At 69.7% G+C, this 14,347-nt stretch carries 12 protein-coding genes; 4 read left to right on the top strand and 8 right to left on the bottom strand.

The window, feature by feature from the left end; all coding sequences use genetic code 11:
* Positions 1-50 precede the first annotated feature (50 nt).
* The 5 genes from ASE44_RS15305 to gmd all read right to left on the bottom strand — a co-directional run bounded on the left by ASE44_RS15305 (position 51) and on the right by gmd (position 6,653).
* Positions 51-2,570, bottom strand: coding sequence for a glycoside hydrolase family 65 protein (locus ASE44_RS15305; RefSeq protein ID WP_056012753.1), 2,520 nt, complete (start codon positions 2,568-2,570; stop codon positions 51-53).
* Positions 2,567-3,409, bottom strand: a complete 843-nt coding sequence (locus tag ASE44_RS15300) for an HAD family hydrolase (RefSeq protein WP_369817203.1) — start codon at positions 3,407-3,409, stop codon at positions 2,567-2,569. Before ASE44_RS15300 ends, ASE44_RS15305 begins: the two co-directional genes overlap by 4 nt.
* A gap of 87 nt (positions 3,410-3,496) precedes the next feature.
* Positions 3,497-4,684 (bottom strand): DegT/DnrJ/EryC1/StrS aminotransferase family protein, encoded by a 1,188-nt coding sequence (locus ASE44_RS15295; protein ID WP_056781668.1) that lies wholly within the window; start codon positions 4,682-4,684, stop codon positions 3,497-3,499.
* A complete protein-coding gene (locus ASE44_RS15290) occupies positions 4,681-5,616 on the bottom strand; it encodes an NAD-dependent epimerase/dehydratase family protein (RefSeq protein ID WP_056781666.1) in 936 nt (311 codons plus the stop codon). The genes ASE44_RS15295 and ASE44_RS15290 overlap by 4 nt, the downstream gene beginning before the upstream one ends.
* A 5-nt stretch (positions 5,617-5,621) precedes the next feature.
* The gene (gene gmd, locus ASE44_RS15285) at positions 5,622-6,653 is read right to left on the bottom strand and encodes a GDP-mannose 4,6-dehydratase (RefSeq protein WP_056781665.1); all 1,032 of its coding nucleotides are present in this window, start codon (positions 6,651-6,653) and stop codon (positions 5,622-5,624) included.
* Between the two features lie 90 nt (positions 6,654-6,743).
* Here gmd and ASE44_RS15280 point away from each other — a divergent pair, with 90 nt between their 5' ends.
* Genes ASE44_RS15280 through ASE44_RS15270 form a run of 3 tightly spaced genes read left to right on the top strand, consistent with a single transcriptional unit; the run spans position 6,744 to position 8,815 of the window.
* On the top strand, positions 6,744-7,631 hold the full coding sequence (locus tag ASE44_RS15280; protein ID WP_056012764.1) for a glycosyltransferase: 888 nt from the start codon (positions 6,744-6,746) through the stop codon (positions 7,629-7,631).
* Between the two features lie 51 nt (positions 7,632-7,682).
* Complete coding sequence (locus ASE44_RS15275) at positions 7,683-8,420, top strand: glycosyltransferase family 2 protein (RefSeq protein WP_056012766.1); 738 nt, start codon at positions 7,683-7,685, stop codon at positions 8,418-8,420.
* On the top strand, positions 8,417-8,815 hold the full coding sequence (locus ASE44_RS15270; protein WP_235522662.1) for a DUF2304 domain-containing protein: 399 nt from the start codon (positions 8,417-8,419) through the stop codon (positions 8,813-8,815). The genes ASE44_RS15275 and ASE44_RS15270 overlap by 4 nt, the downstream gene beginning before the upstream one ends.
* 24 nt (positions 8,816-8,839) lie before the next feature.
* On the opposite strand, the gene ASE44_RS15265 is transcribed toward ASE44_RS15270, so the two are convergent.
* From ASE44_RS15265 to ASE44_RS15255, 3 genes are read right to left on the bottom strand one after another with little or no spacing between them, the layout of a single operon-like run.
* On the bottom strand, positions 8,840-10,120 hold the full coding sequence (locus ASE44_RS15265) for a hypothetical protein (protein ID WP_157580019.1): 1,281 nt from the start codon (positions 10,118-10,120) through the stop codon (positions 8,840-8,842).
* A 4-nt stretch (positions 10,121-10,124) separates the two neighbouring features.
* Positions 10,125-11,210, bottom strand: a complete 1,086-nt coding sequence (locus ASE44_RS15260) for an NAD(P)-dependent oxidoreductase (protein ID WP_056781662.1) — start codon at positions 11,208-11,210, stop codon at positions 10,125-10,127.
* A complete protein-coding gene (locus tag ASE44_RS15255) occupies positions 11,207-12,475 on the bottom strand; it encodes an acyltransferase (protein ID WP_056781660.1) in 1,269 nt (422 codons plus the stop codon). Before ASE44_RS15255 ends, ASE44_RS15260 begins: the two co-directional genes overlap by 4 nt.
* Before the next feature lie 208 nt (positions 12,476-12,683).
* Here ASE44_RS15255 and ASE44_RS15250 point away from each other — a divergent pair, with 208 nt between their 5' ends.
* Positions 12,684-14,345: a DUF2142 domain-containing protein gene (locus ASE44_RS15250; protein ID WP_056781658.1), complete on the top strand. Its 1,662-nt coding sequence runs from the start codon at positions 12,684-12,686 to the stop codon at positions 14,343-14,345.
* Positions 14,346-14,347: the final 2 nt, after the last annotated feature.

The following is a 14,347-nucleotide window of genomic DNA, read 5'->3' as shown; positions in this document are numbered from 1 at the left end:
GCCCGGCGGACGGACCCGCCGAAGCGGTCGTCCACCGAGCCGGTCATCGGTTACTCGGACTGCGGCTGGATGATCGGGATGGACTCGGTGTCCGCGGGGCCGAGCGCGATCGTCGGCATCGACACGGTGATGAGCGATCCGTCGGCGCGACGGCTGCCCTCGATGTCGCTGGCGCTCGGCTCGCCGACGAGGTGCGGACCCTGGTTGTCGAGCGGGACCGTCACCGTGGTGCCGGCCTCGACGAGGACGTCGCCGCCGGCGACGACGAACGACGCGGAGTCGCCCTCCTCGACGGTGAAGCGCATCTCGGTGCGACGGACGGAGATCCGCACCCGCGTCTCCTTGACGGTGAGGCGGAAGGTGATCCCCTGCCAGTCCACCGGGAGCCGCGGCGAGAACGAGATGACGCCGCCGTGGTCGCGCATGCCGGCGAAGCCCAGCACGAGTGCACTCCACACGCCACCGGTCGACGCGACGTGCACGCCGTCCGGGGTGTTGCGGTGCAGGTTGGCGAGGTCGACGAAGAGCGCCGACCAGAAGTACTTCAGCGCGAGTCGCTGGTACCCGACCTCCGCGGCGATGATCGACTGCACGACCGCCGACAGGGTCGAGTCGCCCGTGGTCAGCGGGTCGTAGTAGTCGAAGTCGGCGAGCTTCTCCTCATCGGTGAAGTGGTCGCCCTGCAGGAGCAGCGCCAGCACCACGTCCGCCTGCTTGAGCACCTGGAACCGGTAGATGACGAGCGGGTGGAAGTGCAGCAGCAGCGGCAGGTGCTCCGGCGGCGTGTGGTCGAGGTCCCACAGTTCCTTCTCGAGGAACTGGGCGTCCTGCGGGTGGATGCCGAGCCGCTTGTCGAACGGGATGTGCATGTGCTCGGCGGCGCGCTGCCACTCGGCGATCTCGGCGTCGTCCAGCGACAGTCGCGAGACGAGGCGACCGAAGGACGCCGGGTCGTCGGCCCGCAGGCGCTCGACGGCTTCGACCGCCGACAGCAGGTTCGACCGCGCCATCACGTTCGTGTAGAGGTTGTCGTTCACCACCGTCGTGTACTCGTCGGGGCCCGTGACCCCGTAGATGTGGAACGAGTCCTTGCCGTTGGCCCGCCAGAAGCCGAGGTCGGCCCACATGCGCGCCGTCTCGACGAAGATGTCGACGGCGCCCCTGGCGAGGAAGTCCTCGTCGCCGGTCGCCGCGACGTACTGCCGGAGGGCATAGGAGATGTCGGCGTCGATGTGGTACTGCGCCGTACCGGCGGCGTAGTACGCGGACGACTCGAGCCCGTTGATCGTCCGCCAGGGGAACAGCGCGCCGTGCTGGTTGAGCTCGGTGGCGCGGGAGCGGGCGGCGTCCAACATGTTCTGACGGAACCGCAGGGCGTTCCTGGCCACGAGCGGTGCGGTGTAGCTGAGGAACGGGAGGACGTAGATCTCGGTGTCCCAGAAGTAGTGGCCGCCGTAGCCCGAGCCGGAGACGCCCTTGGCCGCGACGCCGCCACCGTCGGTGCGTGCGGTCGCCTGAGCCAGCTGGAAGAGGTTCCACCGGGTCGCCTGCTGGACGGCCGGCTGCCCGTGGACCTCGACGTCCGAGCGCGCCCAGAAGTCCTCGAGCCAGAGCTCCTGGTTGCGGATGGCGGACTCGATGCCGTTCTCGCCCGAGCGGTCGAGCGTGCGTGCGCAGCGGTCGGCGAGCTCCTTCGGCGGGACGGCGTTCGAGGTGTGGTAGCTGATGATCTTCGTGAGCTTCGTCGGGACACCGGCGCGGCCGCGGATCGTGTAGACGTGCTTCGCGAGGTCGGCCTCGATGTGCGTCGAGACCTCGTACTCGTTGTCGGTCTCGATGGTGTGGTCGGCACCCGCGACGATCGTCATGCCGGAGTTCGTCGTCTGGTAGCCGAGCATCGCACGCGGGCCGTCGATGAGCTTGTACCGAGGCTGGAGCACACGCTCGGTGAGGGATTCGGCCTTGCGCGGGTCGCCCATGCCGGGCTCCGGGGCGTTCGTGAGGTAGTCGTCCTGGCGGTCCTGCCGGTTGATGATCTGGCTGGAGAGCACGAGTGAGGCGTCGGCGTCGAGGAGCGTGACCTCGTAGTCGAGGACCGCAAGGTGGCGGTCCGTGAAGGAGACCACGCGCCGGGAACGGATGTGCACCCGCTTGCCGGAGGGCGTCCGCCACTCGAGTTCACGGCTGAGGACACCCGTCTTGAAGTCGAGGCGGCGTTCGAAGCTCAGGAGGTCGGCGTCGTTCAGGATCAGCGGCTCGTCGTCGACGTAGAGGCGGACGACCTTCGTGTCGGGCGCGTTGACGATCGTCTGACCGACGCGGGCGAAGCCGAACGCCTCCTCCGCGTGGCGGATCGGCCAGGTCTCGTGGAATCCGTTGATGAACGTGCCGTGGACGTGGCCGTCGCGGCCCTCCTCGACGTTGCCGCGGAAGCCGAGGTAGCCGTTGCCGAGCGCGAACAGGGTCTCGGTCGTGCCCTCGTCGTCCGCGTCGACGTGCGTCTCGACGAGCGCCCAGTCGTCGAGCGGGAACCGGTGGCGGTCGAGCGGGTCGCTGGTGATGTGGTTCATGCCTGGTCCTCGGAGGGGTCGTGGGGGGCCGTGGGGGTCTGGGGTGTGGTCGATGCGGCCGCCAGCAGCGGGGCGACGAGCTCGTCGAGATCGTCGACCACGACGTCCGCACCGGCGTCGATCAGGGCCTGGTGTCCGATCCCGCGGTCGACCCCGAGCACGAGCCCGAAGTCGCCGCTGCGACCGGCCTGGACGCCGGAGTGCGCGTCCTCGACGACGACGCATTCGGCGGGCGAGCAGCCGAGGAGACGACCGGCCTCGACGTAGGTGTCGGGCGCAGGCTTCCCCGCGATCCCCTCGTGCGCGGCGACGACGCCGTCCATGACCACCCCGAAGCGGTCGCGCAGCCCGGTAGCCCGGAGCACGACCTCCGCGTTCTTGGAGCTGGACACGACCGCCACCTGGAGCCCCGCGCGCTCGACGGCGTCGAGGAACGCGACGGACCCGGGATAGGGGGCGATGCCGTCCTCCTCGAGGACGGCCGTGAACACCGAGTTCTTCCGGTTGCCGAGGCCGCAGACGGTCTCGAGCTCAGGAGCGTCCGTCGGTGACCCCTCCGGGAGCACGATGCCGCGGGAGGCGAGCATCGCCCGCACCCCGTCGTAGCGCGGCTTGCCGTCGATGTACTGGAAGTAGTCGGCGTCCGTGTAGGGCTCGGCGATCCCGCGCGCGACGAGCTCCGCGGAGAAGAGCTTCGCCCACGCGTGCATGTGGATCTCGGCGGTCGGGGTGATGACGCCGTCGAGATCGAACAGCACCGCCTTCACGGTGAGCAGCCGCGCGGCCGCCTCGGGAAGGCTCAGAGTGTCGTTCGTGGGCGCGTCGATCGGCTGGGTCACGGTGCACAGTCCTCGTCGGTCGGGGGAAGAGGTGGACGGTGGAACGGAAGCTGCTGCGGACCGGTGGGACGACCGCGCAGACCCAGCCTAGGAGAGTTTGGCCACCGTGTCGTACACGCGGTCGATACCCGCGTGGACCGGGAAGTGGTGGTTGCCCACGAAGAGTCCGTCGTCGTGGATCTTGTCCGCCGCGGGGAGCTCGGCGGGCACCTTGGCGTCGAGGTACTTCATCACCGGGTTCTTCGTGAAGTTGCCGGCGACGATGGGACGCGACTCGATCCCCGCTGCCGCGAAGGCCCGCACGAGTTCCGAACGGCGACCGGCGAGGGACCCCTCGAGGACGAGGGAGAAGCCGAACCAGCTGCTCTCGCCCTGCTCCCGCTGGATGCGCACGGAGTCGAGGTCGGCGAACCGCTCCGTCCAGTACGCGGCGTTCTCACGGCGGCCCGCGATGAGCGACGGGACCTTCTGGATCTGCTCGATCCCGATGGCACCCGACATCTCCAGTGGACGGACGTTGTACCCGGGCAGGACGAAGCGGAAGAGGTCGTCCCACTCGTCGCCGGACTTGTCGTGGACCGCGTTGTGCTCGGGGAGACCACGCGTCCAGCCGTGGGCGCGGAGGGAGATGAGCATCTGCGCCGTGGCCTCGTCGTCGGTCAGGATCATCCCGCCCTCCATCGTGGAGATGTGGTGGGAGAAGAAGGCGCTGAACGTCCCCATCGAACCGACGGTGCCGGCGAAGCGGCCGTCGTCCTTCGCGCCGAGGGATTCGCAGTTGTCCTCGATGAGCAGCAGCCCGTGACGCTCGGCGAGTGCCGTGAGCGCGGCGAAGTCGTTGGGGTTGCCGAGCAGGTTGACCGCGAAGATTGCCTTGGTGCGCGGGGTGATCGACGCTTCGGCGAGGCTGAGGTCCACGTTGAGCGTGTCGACGTCGATGTCGACGAAGCTCGGGATGAGCCCGTACTGCTGGAGCGGGTAGTAGGTCGTGGCCCACGACACCGCGGGGACGAGCACCTCGTCGCCGGCCTGGAGGTCGACGCGCTCGTCGAGGACGGCGGCGGCGATCGCGAGGAGGTTCGCGCTCGATCCGGAGTTGACCATGACACCGAACCCGGCGCCGAAGGCACTGGCGAAGTCGCGCTCGAACTGGGCGACGAGCGGCCCCATCGTGAAGCGCCCGCTGTCGACGACGCGCTGGATGGCGGCGTACTCGGCCGCGTCCCAGGAGGAGGTGGCGAGGGGGAAACCGGAGTCGAAGGTGTCGTCGGTCATGATGTCTGGGGCTCCTGAGCTGCGAGATAGGCGTGGTAGCTCGCGGCGACGCCGGCTGCGAGCGGGGTGGTGGGGTTCCAGTCGAGCGCGCGGGCCGCGGTCGAGTCGAGGAGGCGCTGATGCACGCCGGAGGGCTTGGAGGCGTCGTAGCGGAACCGGCCCGTGAACCCGGCCGCGCGGCCGGCGGCCTCGTAGTACTCGGTGATGCTGTGGTCGACGCCGGGCCCGAGGTTCAGGGTGACCGGCCATGCGGCGAGTGAACCGAGCTGGCCGACGAGCCAGGCGGCGAGGTCCGGCGTGTAGGTGAACTCGCGACGGGCGGTGCCGTCGCCCCACACCTCGACCTCGTCGCTGCCGCTCGTGACGGCGGCGTGGACCTTGCCGAGGGCGGCCGCGATGAGATGCGCCTGCCCGTGCGTGTAGTCGTCGCCCGGACCGTACAGATTGCTCGGCACAGCGGCCCGATATGCGAAACCGTACTGACGACTCGCGTACTCGCACAGCTTCGTTCCGGCGATCTTCGCGAGCGCATAGCCCTCGTTGGCGCCCTCGAGGGTGCCGCGGAGCAGCGCGTCCTCGCCGATCGGCTGCGGCAGTCCCTCCGGGTAGATGGCGGCACTCGACACGTACAGCAGTTCAGGGACACCCGCGGCGATGGCGCCACTGATGACGGAGGTGTCGATCAGCAGGTTGTCGAGGAGGAAGTCGGTGGGGCGCTGGAGCTTCGCCTGGATGCCGGCGACCTTGGCCGCCGTGTGCACGATCGCGTCCGGTGCCGTCCGCTCGATGAGCGCCGCGACCGCCGCCCGGTCGGTGAGGTCGGCGTCGGCACGGGTCGCCACGACGAGCTCGTCGTCCGGGCGGAGCGTCGGCCAGACCTCGGCGATGCTCGAGCCGAGCATGCCGGCGCCACCGGTGAGGAGGACGCGCACCGCGCCTAGACCTCCGCGGTGTCGATGTACGGCTTGCCGGACGCGGCGAGCTCGGCGACGTCGGAGTCGACCATGATCTGGGCGAGGCGAGGCGGGAGCACCTTCGGAGTCCACCCGAGGATCGACTCCGCCTTGGCGTAGTCGCCGATCAGGGCGTCGACCTCGGTGGGTCGGAGGTAGCGCTCGTCGAACTTGACGTACTTCTCCCAGTCGAGGTCGAGGCGTTCGAAGGAGAACTGCAGGAAGTCCTTGACCGTGTACGCCGTGTTCGTGGCGAGCACGAAGTCGGCCGGCTCGTCCGCCTGCAGCATCCGCCACATGCCCTCGACGTAGTCCGGCGCGTATCCCCAGTCGCGGACGGCGTCGAGATTGCCCATGTAGAGGAAGTCCTGCTGGCCGGCGGCGATCCGTGCGGCGGCGCGCGTGATCTTCCGGGTCACGAAGGTCCCGCCGCGGCGGGGCGACTCGTGGTTGAAGAGGATGCCGTTGACGGCGAACATGCCGTAGGCCTCGCGGTAGTTGCGCGTGATCCAGTACGAGTAGACCTTCGCGACGCCGTAGGGCGAGCGCGGGTAGAACGGCGTCTCCTCGTTCTGCGGCGGCGGGGTCGCCCCGAACATCTCCGAGCTCGACGCCTGGTAGAAGCGGCAGTGCAGGCCGACCTGTCGGATGGCCTCGAGCAGACGCACGGTGCCGATGCCGGTCGTGTCGCCGGTGTACTCGGGCTCGTCGAAGCTCACCCGCACGTGCGACTGGGCGGCGAGGTTGTAGACCTCGTCCGGCTGGATCTCCGCCAGGAGGGTGGCGAGGCGTGAGCCGTCGGCCAGGTCGGCGAAGTGCAGCTGCAGGCGGGGCGAACCGTCGTGGGTCGCCTCGGGGTCGTAGATGTGGTCGATGCGACCCGTGTTGAAGGTCGACGCACGGCGCACGAAGCCGTGCACCTCGTAGCCCTTCGCGAGCAGCAGCTCGGCGAGGTAGCTGCCGTCCTGGCCGGTGATACCGGTGATGACGGCTTTCTTCACGGGGGTCTCAGTCATGGGGTTCCGCTCTGGATCGATGCGTCTGTTCGGGCCGGGAGATCGTCGAAGAATTCCGCACTGCCCGAGAATCGTTGCTAGCTTACCGGAGTGACGCTCGACATCATGATGCCCTTCTACGGCCGCTTCGACCACTTCCGGTCGGCGGTGGAGAGCGTCCTCGCGCAGTCCGACCCCGACTGGACGCTGACGATCGTCGACGACGTCTACCCGGACCTCGCGCCCGGTGAATGGGCCGTCGCCCTCGGCGATCCGCGCATCACCTACCTGCGCAACGAGGTGAACCTCCGACCGTCGAAGAACTACCGCAAGTGCGTCTCCCTGATGACCGGCGAGTTCTCCGTCATCATGGGGTGCGACGACGTGATGCAGCCGAACTACGTCCGCCGTGTGCGCGAGCTCATCGCGGCCTTCCCCGACGCGTCGATCATCCAGCCGGGGGTGGCCGTCATCGACGAGCACGGTGAGCCCTCCACGCCGCTGGCCGATCGGATCAAGGCGATGTACCGCTTCTCCGGCACCGGTGCCCGCGAATACCGGGGCGAGCCGCTCGCGACGAGCCTGCTGCGCGGGAACTGGACGTACTTCCCCTCGCTCGTCTGGCGGGTCGAGGCGCTCCGGAAGCACGAGTTCCGGCTCGACCTCGACGTCGTGCAGGACCTCGCCATGCTCCTCGAGATCACGAAGGACGGCGGCAGCCTCGTCCTCGACGACGAGGTCTGCTTCTCCTACCGTCGGCACTCGCAGAGCGTGTCCGCCGTCACCGGCCCCGACGGGTCGAAGTTCCGGCAGGAGCGGACCCTCTTCGGCGAGGCACGACGAGACCTCTCGGCCAGGGGCTGGAACCGCGCCGCCCGAGCTGCCGCCAACCACTGGACCTCCCGCGCCAACGCCCTCAGCGAACTGCCCGCCGCCCTCCGTGCCCGCAACGCGAGTGGACGCCGCGCGCTCCTCGAGCACGTGTTCGCGCGCGTCTGACGCGGCCCCACCTCCCGGACGCCGCACCCTCCGATTGCTAGGATTCCGCACATGACGATCTCCCTCGACGGCACCCTCATCGTCATGCCCGCGCTCAACGAGGAGGCCTCGGTCGCCGCCGTGGTCCGCGAGGTCCATGCGAAGCTGCCCGGCGTCGCCGTGCTGGTCGTCAACGACGGCTCGACCGACGCGACGACGGCGGAAGCCAGGGCCGCCGGTGCGATCGTCGCCGAGCTGCCCTTCAACCTCGGTGTCGGTGGTGCCATGCGCGCCGGTTTCAAGTACGCCCTTGCCCACGGGTACCGGAACGTCGTCCAGGTCGACTCCGACGGCCAGCACGACCCCTCCGGCGTGGTCCGGCTGGTGGAGGAGCTCCAGAGCGCCGACCTCGTGCTCGGTGCCCGCTTCGCCGGGGAGGGCGACTACGCCGTGCGCGGCCCGCGCCGATGGGCGATGGTCGTGCTGTCCGGCGTCCTCAGCGGTGTGGCCAGGACGAAACTCACCGACACGACGAGCGGATTCCGGGCGACCGGCCCACGAGCCGTCCGGCTCTTCGCCGAGCACTACCCGGCCGAATACCTCGGCGACACGATCGAGTCCCTCGTCATCGCCGCGCGCTCGGGCTGCGTCATCCGACAGGTCCCCGTCGCGATGCGCCCACGCGCCGGCGGAACCCCGTCGCACAATCCCTTCAAGGCCGCGCGCTATCTCGCCCGCGCCGGACTCGCGCTCGTCTTCGCGCTGATCCGACCGCCCGTCGCGCTGCACGACGGGGTGGTGACCGCGTGATCCCCCTCGGCACCTACCTCCTCGGCATCGTCGCCGCGCTCTTCACCCTCGGTCTCGTCATCGAGATGCTGCGGCGACGCCAGCTCCGCGAGCGGCACGCCATCTGGTGGCTGATCGCCGGCCTCCTCGCCCTCATCATCGGGGTGTTCCCGCAGGTCCTCGTCTGGGCGGCCGGGGTCATCGGCGTGGAGATCCCGACGAACCTCGTCTTCTTCGTGAGCATCCTCATCCTCTTCCTCGTGAGCATCCAGCACAGCTCGGAGCTCACCACCCTCGAGAACCGCAGCAGGACGCTCGCCGAGGAGAGTGCCCTGCAGGACCTCAGGATCCGGGCGCTCGAACAGCGGCTCGCCGAGTTCCGCAGCGGCGACGCACCGACCGACGGCCGGGGCTGATCCGGGCCGAGGCCGGTCAGGCGCTCACGAGCGCGGCGGGCGCTCCGGCGACTCCGGCTGCGCGACGGTCGGACGGCGACCGAGCAGCGCGGCACCCTGGACCAACAGGCCGGCCGAGGGACCGACGGTGAGTGCCAGGATCGTGCGCTCGTGCAAGCCGATCGGGAGGAGGAGCACCCCGACGGTCACGACCGCCGCCACGATCCACCCACCGGCGAAGGCACCGTGCTGGGCACGCGACAGGGTGGCCGCTCCGGTGACGCAGAGGACGCCCACGAGCCCGGCCGTGGCGACGAGGAGCGCGATCGTGCCGCCCGCGAGGACGTCCGGTCGGCCGAACAGGACGGACAGGGCCCAGGGCCCGAGCCACCAGGCGAGCAGGGCGAGGAGACCGGCCCCCACCACCACCAGGGCGGACAGGCGGGCGACCCAGCCGAGGACGGCGGCCGCATGCGATCGGAAGACCACGACGAGGTAGCTCTGCAACGCCAGCACCACGATCACGACGGGTGCCCTGGTGAGCGTGATGGCGTAGGTGAGGGAGCCGAACGCGTCGGCGGACACCGTGTCCCCCGTCGCCTGGATCATCAGAGGCAGGCCGCTGACCATGACACCGGTCGCAGCGGCGGCCACCACCGTGCGGAGGACGTTCCAGCCGAGCTCCCGCGGCCCCACGTCGATCCCGAAGCGGCCGACCACTCCGCGCCGGACGGCGATCCACACCACGACCGGAGTGATGACGAACGGTGCAGCCACGCCCCAGGCCAGCACCGCGGTGTCCGAGGTCACGAGCAGCATGAGGCCGACGATCCCGAACCGCAGCAGGCCGTCGACGATGGTCATGGCGGCCGCAGCGGCCCAGAACGACAGTCCGTACAGGACGCCGGAGACGGCCGCCACGACGAGGTAGGCCGAGACGCCGACGATGAGCGGCAGGACGAGCGACCAGCCGTTCGTCGGGAAGACCGCCCCCACCCAGATCCAGGCCGACGCTGCCAGCACCACGGCGACGAGCGCGGCGGCGATCACGGTGAAGTCGCGGACGACGGGGGCACGACGGCCTGTCACGTCGGCGGCGGGGTCGAGCGGGTGCGCGGCGCGAGCGACCTCCTGCTGCACGCCGGACAGCGCACTCACCAGCAGGTAGAGCGCCGACCAGAAGACGGCGAAGGAGGCGTAGGCCGCCGTGCCGAGGGCGACACCGGTCAGGACCTGGAGCACGTACCCCGCACCGCCACCGATCGCGGTCGCCAGCAGGATCAGGACGGCGCCGTTCGGTCGTCGGCGCGCGACCTTCTCGGGCAAGCCGTTATCCCCGGACGTCGGAGCCACGCTCGGCGGCGATCCACTCCTGGAGGGCGGCGACCCCGCGCGTGACGTCCCACGCGGGAGCCCAGTCGAGGCCTGCGAGCGAATCCTCGATGCTGCACTCGGCGTGTCGGACGTCGCCGTCGCGGTACATGCCGTTGACCACCGGTGCCGGTGCGCCGTGGTACGCCGCGATCGCCTGCGCGAGTTCGAGGATGGTGGTGCCGACACCGGAGCCGATGTCGAAGCGGGACACGTCGGCGGAGGGTCCGGCCGTGATGACGGCGCGGAACGACTCGGCGATGTCGTCGATGAACACGAAGTCGCGGACGATCCGGCCGTCCTCGTACACCTGGATCGTTCCACCGTCCATCGCCAGCTGCGAGAACAGCGACACGATGCCCGTGTAGGAGTTGATGAGCGACTGTCCCGGACCGTAGACGTTCTGCAGCCGGAGGATGGTGAGCTTCGCGTCGTGCGCGGCGGTCCACGCGGCGAGGATGTGCTCCTGTGCGAGCTTGGTCGCCCCGTAGACGCTCGTCGGGGCAGGCATGGTGACCGCAGCCCGGCTGGGCAGCGGGGTCGCCTCCGGGAAGTCCCACTCGCCACGCTCGAACTGGGCGTGCGTCCGCTGGCCGGGCTCGAAGACGGTGCCGTCCGTCCGCTGCCACTGGCCTTCGCCGTACACGGCACGGCTGGAGGACAGGACGAAGTGCGCGGGCACCTGCCCGGCACGCCCGAGGGCGTCGAGCATCTCGGTGGTTCCGACGACGTTCGCGTGGGCGTGGCTCGTGGCCGCGTGGAGCGACTGCGCCGTGCCGGTCTCGGCGGCGAGGTGCACGATCACGTCGGGGGCGATGTCCGCGAGCAGCGCGTCCCAGGCGGCGGCGTCGGTGACGTCACCGACGACGAGCTCTGCGGCCTCGTGGAGGTCGGCCGGGCGCTCGGCGCTCGGGTGGACCTGCGGGTGGAGCGTGTCGATGACGACCCAGCGGTCGGCGGCCGCAGCCAGCTTGTGCGAGAGCGCGCAGCCGATGAAGCCGGCGCCTCCCGTCACCAGGACGGTTCCGAGGGTTGAAGCAGTCACGACGTGGTGTCCTTAGCTGTAGGCGATTCGACATTCGATGGTACTGGACGGCCCGGGCCGGGCTCGACGGACGCGGACACGCCTCGTGGGGCGAGCCAGCCGATCCCCCGACCGGGACCCCAGTCCTTCAGGGCCATGGCCCGCTTCTCGATCCCGTGCCAGCTCAACCAGGCGCACGCCGCGGTGACGAGGATGGTGAGGCCGACCCACGGCCAGTACCCGAGCGTGTTCCACCCGAGGAACGCCGTGAACTGCTGCACGAGGAAGCCGTAGACGTACATCCCGTAGGAGTAGTCGTTCTTGGCGCCGATCCACTGCACCCGCTTCGGGAGTCGGGCGGCGAGCCAGAGCACGAAGTAGGCGAACGCGGGGTACCCGATCTGCACCCAACCGACGGTCAGCAGGGTCACGACGACCACGACGCCCGCGGCGACGCCGAGCAGGTCGTTGAGGGGGATCCGCTTGGAGTAGACGGCGAACGACGCCCCGATGAGGAACACGAGCGTCAGCTTGATCTTGTTCGGATCGGCGAGCGCGGGGGCGACCATCCCGACGATCTGCGGTGCCAGGCTGTTGACGATCGACAGGACCCAGAACGCACCGGCGAGCGCGGGCACGACCCACCTCCGGTGTCGGAGCACACCGAGGACGAGGAGTGCGGCGACGAGCAGGTAGCAGCCCCATTCGAGCGCGAGCGTCCACAGCGAGCCGTTGAAGACGCTGTACCCGACCGTCCGGCCGTACGGGGTCGTCGTCTGGAACACGTCGTACACACCCCACTGGCGGATGCTGAGATCGGCGTTCTGGAAGATGTACATGATCGGACCAGAGCCGATGTAGTCGCGGAGGCCGTTGCCGGACATCCGCCACGCGATGGGTCCGACGATCAAGGCGCCGACGCAGAGGACCGCCCAGAACGCGGGGAAGATCCTCAGGCCCCGGCGCCAGAGGAACTGCAGGATGTCCGCCGAGGCACCGCTCTTCGCGATGAGGTAACCGCTGATCGCGAAGAAGCCGATGACGGCGAATCCGCCGATGGTCTCCTGCCCGTTGGTCCAGCCCTTCGACGGGTCCTCTCCCCATCCGCCGGTGGGGAACGCGTGGGAGAAGATGACCATCGACGCGAGGATCAGGCGGAGGACGCCCAGGGCGTTCCGATGCCCGTTCAGCCCCTCCGAGAGGGAGACGCGGCCGCCGCGCAGGAAGCCACGGCGGTCGCTGCGGCGCCCCGGCTGATCGAACGGGACGTTCGTCGTCGAAGTCATACCATCCATTCGGTCGGAGCCGCCCGGGCGGGCGCGGGCGCACGATCCGCGGCCTGCAGGCCAGAATACCCCGGCAGCCCTCCTGCTGCGGCGAACGACGGCCCGTCGTCAGCGGGTCCGGGCGGCGCCCCCGGTAGGATTGCGAGCGGTCTCGACTCGGCCCGATGAGTCGCAGCATGCTCACACGCCACCGATAGGAACGACCGCAATGGCCCCGACCTTCCAGGCCCCGACCGATCTCGAGTCGACCGAGACCTCGTGGCAACGTCGGCGCTGGCTGACCTTCCTCGTCGCCTTCGTCGCCCTCCTGCTGCCGATGGCGCTGTGGGCTCTCGCCTCCCCCATCGGCTCGGTCCCGGACGAGCCCTCGCACGCCATCCGCGCCGCCGCCGTCGCCAGGGGCGAGGTCGTCGCCGTCCCGTGGTCGAAGAACCCGACCCTCACCGCTGCGACGGTGCCCGAGAACATCGCCAACGCCCACGACCTCCTGTGCTTCGCGTTCGACGCCGAGGTCACCGCGGACTGCCAGACCCCGCTCCGGGACACCGATCAGACCCTCGTGCAGACCGGGTCGTCCGCCGGCCTCAACAGTCCAGCCTTCTACGCCCTCGTGGGATGGCCGTCGCTGTTGCTCGACGGCGACGCCGCGTTCTACGGCATGCGCATGGTGAGCGCCCTGCTCTGTGCCGCCTCGCTCGCCGTCATGTTCATGCAGCTGACCCTGCTCCCCCGCTTCCGGTGGGCGGTCGTCGGCGCGGTCGTCGGCATCACACCGATGGTCGTGTACCTCGCCGGATCGATCAATCCGAACGGCCTCGAGGTGGCGTCGGCCGGCGCCCTCTTCGCCACGCTGCTCGCCACCTTCCGGGGATCGCTGCGTGGGCGTCGACTGGTGGAGCAGGCGGGACTCGCCCTGGTCGCCGCGTCGGCACTCCTGACGACGCGGAGCATCTCCCTGCTCTGGCTGTTGGTGATCGCGGTCGTCGCCCTGCTGCTCGGTCGGCGCGAACAGGTGCTCCGGGTCCTCCGGTCTCCGACCGCCTGGGTGCTCATCGTGGCCATCGCCCTCGTCGGCGGCGTGACGGTCCTCTGGTATCTCACCCCGCCGACGCTCGCTGCACCGTCACCGGCCAGCGCCGTGAGCCCCGTCAGCCTCGCCTTCGTGTTCTTCTTCACCGAACTGCAGACGTTCGACTTCATGTTCGGGATGATCGGCTTCTTCGGATGGGTCGACACGAGCTCACCGTCGCTCACCCTGGCCGCCTGGACGACCGGGATCGTCCTCATCCTCGCGGTCGCCTTCCTCTGGGGACGACGCAGCACGAAGTGGGCCCTGTGGGTCCTCCTCGCGGTGACCGTGCTCATCCCCGGGCTGACCCAATTGGGCGTCTACGCCCAATACGGGTTCATCTGGCAGGGCCGGTACACGCTCGCGATGCTGCTCTGCCTGCTCATCGTGGCCGGCCTCGCCCTCGACGACGCCGGTCTCGGGGCGGACGGACGCGTCCGTCACTTCGTGACCGGCGGGTACGCCTTCCTCTTCATCGGGCACCTGTTGGCCTTCGTGATGGTGCTTCGGCGCTACATCGTCGGCGCGAACGGCAGCCTGTCGGAGATGTTCTTCAACGACGGGTGGGAGCCACCGTTCGGGTGGAAGTCGCTCGCCCTCATCTACGCGATCGGGTCCGCGCTCACGGTGCTGGTCCTGCGGCGGCTGTTCATCCGCTCAGCCGGGGCGGACATCTCCCGCGACGACCTCCTCGTCACCCCCGCCGAACGGCAGGAGACGGCGGAGATCGAACGGCTCGACGGTCTCGATCGCGCGCGACGCGGCCTCGCCCGGCCGTCACGCCTCGACCCACCCCGCTGATC

The organism is Plantibacter sp. Leaf1 (assembly GCF_001421315.1).
Classification (GTDB): Bacteria; Actinomycetota; Actinomycetes; order Actinomycetales; family Microbacteriaceae; genus Plantibacter.
The sequence above is the reverse complement of the archived record's forward strand: the minus strand, read 5'-3'. Positions and strand labels throughout refer to the sequence as shown.

Bases quoted from the DNA above. Each gene is read 5' to 3' on its own strand.
- ASE44_RS15305 (WP_056012753.1), bottom strand. From the start codon at position 2,570: ATGAACCACATCACCAGCGACCCGCTCGACCGCCACCGGTTCCCGCTC.
- ASE44_RS15295 (WP_056781668.1), bottom strand. From the start codon at position 4,684: ATGACCGACGACACCTTCGACTCCGGTTTCCCCCTCGCCACCTCCTCC.
- gmd (WP_056781665.1), bottom strand. From the start codon at position 6,653: ATGACTGAGACCCCCGTGAAGAAAGCCGTCATCACCGGTATCACCGGC.
- ASE44_RS15275 (WP_056012766.1), top strand. From the start codon at position 7,683: ATGACGATCTCCCTCGACGGCACCCTCATCGTCATGCCCGCGCTCAAC.
- ASE44_RS15255 (WP_056781660.1), bottom strand. From the start codon at position 12,475: ATGACTTCGACGACGAACGTCCCGTTCGATCAGCCGGGGCGCCGCAGC.
- ASE44_RS15250 (WP_056781658.1), top strand. From the start codon at position 12,684: ATGGCCCCGACCTTCCAGGCCCCGACCGATCTCGAGTCGACCGAGACC.